Here is a 3,078-nt window from a genome sequence, read left to right on the forward strand (position 1 = left end):
GTGCTGCGCCGCTCCGGCCGCCACGAGGCCGCCGCGCTCGCCGGCCGGGGCGTGGAGGACCGGGCGCGGCGCGGCTGGCAGGTCGCCTGGGCGCTGCCGCGCGACGCGGGCGCCGTCCCGCCCGGCGTGGTGTGCGCGCCGACGCCGACCGACGAGGACCTGCCCTGGCCCGCGCTGCTCGTCGCGTCGTTCCCGCTCGGGCCCGATCGGCGGCGGATCGCGCCCGGACCCGCGACCGAGCGCCTCCTCGACGCCGCCGCCGACGCCTACGTCGACCTGCTCGTGGCGGTGGCGGCCGACGCCGACGCCCTGCCCCTGCTCCCCTACGGCGCCGCCGCGGGCCGGGTGGACGCCGAGCTGCGCACCCGGGTGCTCGAGCGCGCCCGGTCCGCACCTCTGCTGCGCGCCGTGGAGACCGCCGACGGCCTGCCGATCCTGCTGCGTCCCGCCGACGCCGTGGCGCTGACGGGCCCGGGCGCCGACGACCCTGTCCTGCTCGCGGCCCTCGCGCCCGTGCTCGCCGGTCTCGTCGCCGCCCCGCGCGACGTGCACCGCCTGCTCAGCGACCTGGGCGTGGCGCGGATGTCGCTCGCCGACGCCCTCGAGGTGCTCCCCGGCACGGGCCCGCCCGCCTCCTTCCGCCCCCTCTACGCCGCGCTGCGGGCGCTCGCGGGCGATCCGGTGGCCCGCGAGGCGATGGCGGGGCTGCCCGTCCCCCTGCTCGACGGCCGCGTCGTGCACGGGGCCCGCGGCCTCCTCCAGCTGCACGCGGACGACCCGGCGACGGGCGGGACGACCGGGCTGACCGCCGAGGGCGCCCGGCTGCTCGCCGGTCACGGGCTCCGGCTCGTGCACCCCGAGGCCGCCGACGAGCTGCTGGAGCGTCTCGGCGCGCGCAGCGGCGGGGTGCGCGCCGTGCTGACCGATCCGGCGGTGGCGGCCGCGGTCGCCGGCTCCCCCGACGCCGACGACCCCGACGCCGTGGCCGACGCCGTGCTGAGCCTCGTCGCGGCCGCGGTGGGCGAGGGCCCCGACGCCGCGGACTGCGCCGGGCGGCTGGCCGAGGAGCTGAGCTGGCTCGGCGACCTGGCCCTGCCCGACGCCGAGGGCGACCTCGCGCCCGCGTCGGCGCTCGCGCTGCCCGGCAGCCTCGCCGAGCGGGTGCTCGACCCCGAGGCCGTCGGGGGCGTCGACGGAGACCTGCTGGCGGACTGGGGACCGGACGTCCTGCGCGCGGTCGGGGTGCTGGACGGCCCGGCGGTCGTCGTCCTGGGCGAGCTCGACCTCGTGGACCCCGAAGAGGCCGCGAGCGCCGGGGTGGCCGGCCTGGCGGAGTACGCCGACGCGGTGTGGGCCGACGTCGAGGAGCCGGTCGTGGCCGACGTGCACGTGGTGCGCGACCTCGACCTCGTCGTGACCGGCTGGCCCGAGGTGCTGGCGGCGCTCGCGGCGGGCCCGGCCGGGACCGCAGCGCTCACCCGGCCCTGGCAGGCCGGGGCGGTCCGGCGCCCTCCCCTGACCGCGTGGTGGCTGCGGCGCTCGGGACCGCTGCCGGCCGTGACCCGCGACCCGTCGGCGGCCGGCCCGGCGTGGCTGCCGCCGGCCCCGGGCTGGGCGGCGGGGCTGCCGGCGCCGGTCCGGCGGGCGCTCGGCGTCCTGCCGGCGCTGGACGCAGCGGGGCCCGACGACGTCCTGCCCCTGCTCGAGGCCGCGGGCCGCGCCCACGACGTCCCGGCCGGCGACCTGCTGGCGCTGTGGGCCCTGCTCGCGTCCTGCGCCGGCGAGCTCGTCGCGCCGGCGGACGTCCCCTCCCGGGTGCGGGTGCTCGCGCCGGGCGGCGCGACGCGGACGGTGCCCGCGGGCGACGTGGTGGTCCCCGACTCCCCCGCCTGGGTGCAGCGCGAGGACCTGGGCCCGCAGCTCCTCGTGCCCGCCCGGGTGGCGGAGCGGGTCGCGGACCTGCTCGACCTCGACCTCGCGAGCGACCGCGCGGACGGCGTCGTGACGGCGGCCGCGACCGCCGAGGTGGCGGTGCCGGCGGGCGTCGCGACGCTGCTGCCGGGGGCGCCGGCGTCCTGGACGCGGGCCGGCGGGCTCGCGGTCGACGGCCGGGGTGTGCGGTGGTGGGTCGCCGACGGCACCGTGCTCGCCGTCGACGCGGCGGCCGCCGCGGACGGGCTGGCCTGCGCCGCGGGGTGCTGGGAGCTGCGCCGCGCGGTGGCGGCGGTGCTGGCCGCCGACGCGACCGGCCGCGCGGCGGTGCTCGCCGCCGAGCTGCCCGGCCTCGGCGGGACCGCCGCGCCCGCCTGAGCCGACCACGCGGCGGGAGTGACGGTCGGCGGTCAGCGCGGTGGGGCAGCGCTCACCACGCGGCCGGCAGGAGCGGGCCGTCCACCCCCGTCACCGGGTCCGGCAGGAGCCGCGCCGGCAGCGGGTCGCCCGTCGGCGCGCCCCAGCGGGCCCGCACCCGCTGCCGCTGCGCCCGCTCGGCCAGGCCCGCGGCCGCGTACCCGTCCGCGACCATGGCCGCCTCGACGGCCTCGGCGAGCCGGCCGGGCCGGCGGGCGCCCAGCACCCACCAGGCGAAGGGCGACCGGGCCGCGCCCGCGGAGTCGAAGCCGTTGACCGCGAGGGACCGCGTGGTGAGGAGGAACCCGGTGCGGTGGTGCGGCGAGGGGTTCGGCTCGTCGGGACGGTGCCGGCTGACCAGCAGCGTCCGCTCCAGCACCCGGACGCGGCCGGGGTCGACGGTCGACCAGGGGACGACGTAGCGGGAGCGGCGCGCGAGGCCGACGACGAGGCCGTGCTCGCACACCCGGTGCGCGTCGAGGGCCCCGACGGCGACGAGCGCGGCCGCGACGAGCGCGAGGACTCCCGTGAGGACCAGCCGCACGGTGAGCTCGGCCGGGTCGGGGGCCGCGGCGGCGAACGCCAGCAGCGCGAGGACGGGCGCGGCGAGGACGAGCCAGGCGCCGTCGGAGGGCCAGCAGCGGAACGTGGCCCGGACCGCGCCCTGGTCGCGCCACGTCTGCCGCAGCAGCCCGGCGAGCGCGTCGGCCGTCTCGGGGGCGGCGGGGT

At 81.5% G+C, this 3,078-nt stretch carries 2 protein-coding genes; one reads left to right on the forward strand and one right to left on the reverse strand.

Going from position 1 to position 3,078, the window contains the following annotated elements; translation table 11 throughout:
• A partial coding sequence (locus GTR02_RS20960) for a hypothetical protein (protein WP_166609411.1) occupies positions 1-2,310 on the forward strand: 2,310 nt, incomplete at its 5' end.
• Between the two features lie 52 nt (positions 2,311-2,362).
• On the opposite strand, the gene GTR02_RS20965 is transcribed toward GTR02_RS20960, so the two are convergent.
• Positions 2,363-3,078, reverse strand: a 716-nt coding sequence (locus tag GTR02_RS20965) for a hypothetical protein (protein ID WP_166609412.1), incomplete at its 5' end; no start/stop codon positions are given.

The sequence above is a fragment of the Kineococcus siccus genome (genome assembly GCF_009906795.1).
Classification (GTDB): Bacteria; Actinomycetota; Actinomycetes; order Actinomycetales; family Kineococcaceae; genus Kineococcus; species Kineococcus siccus.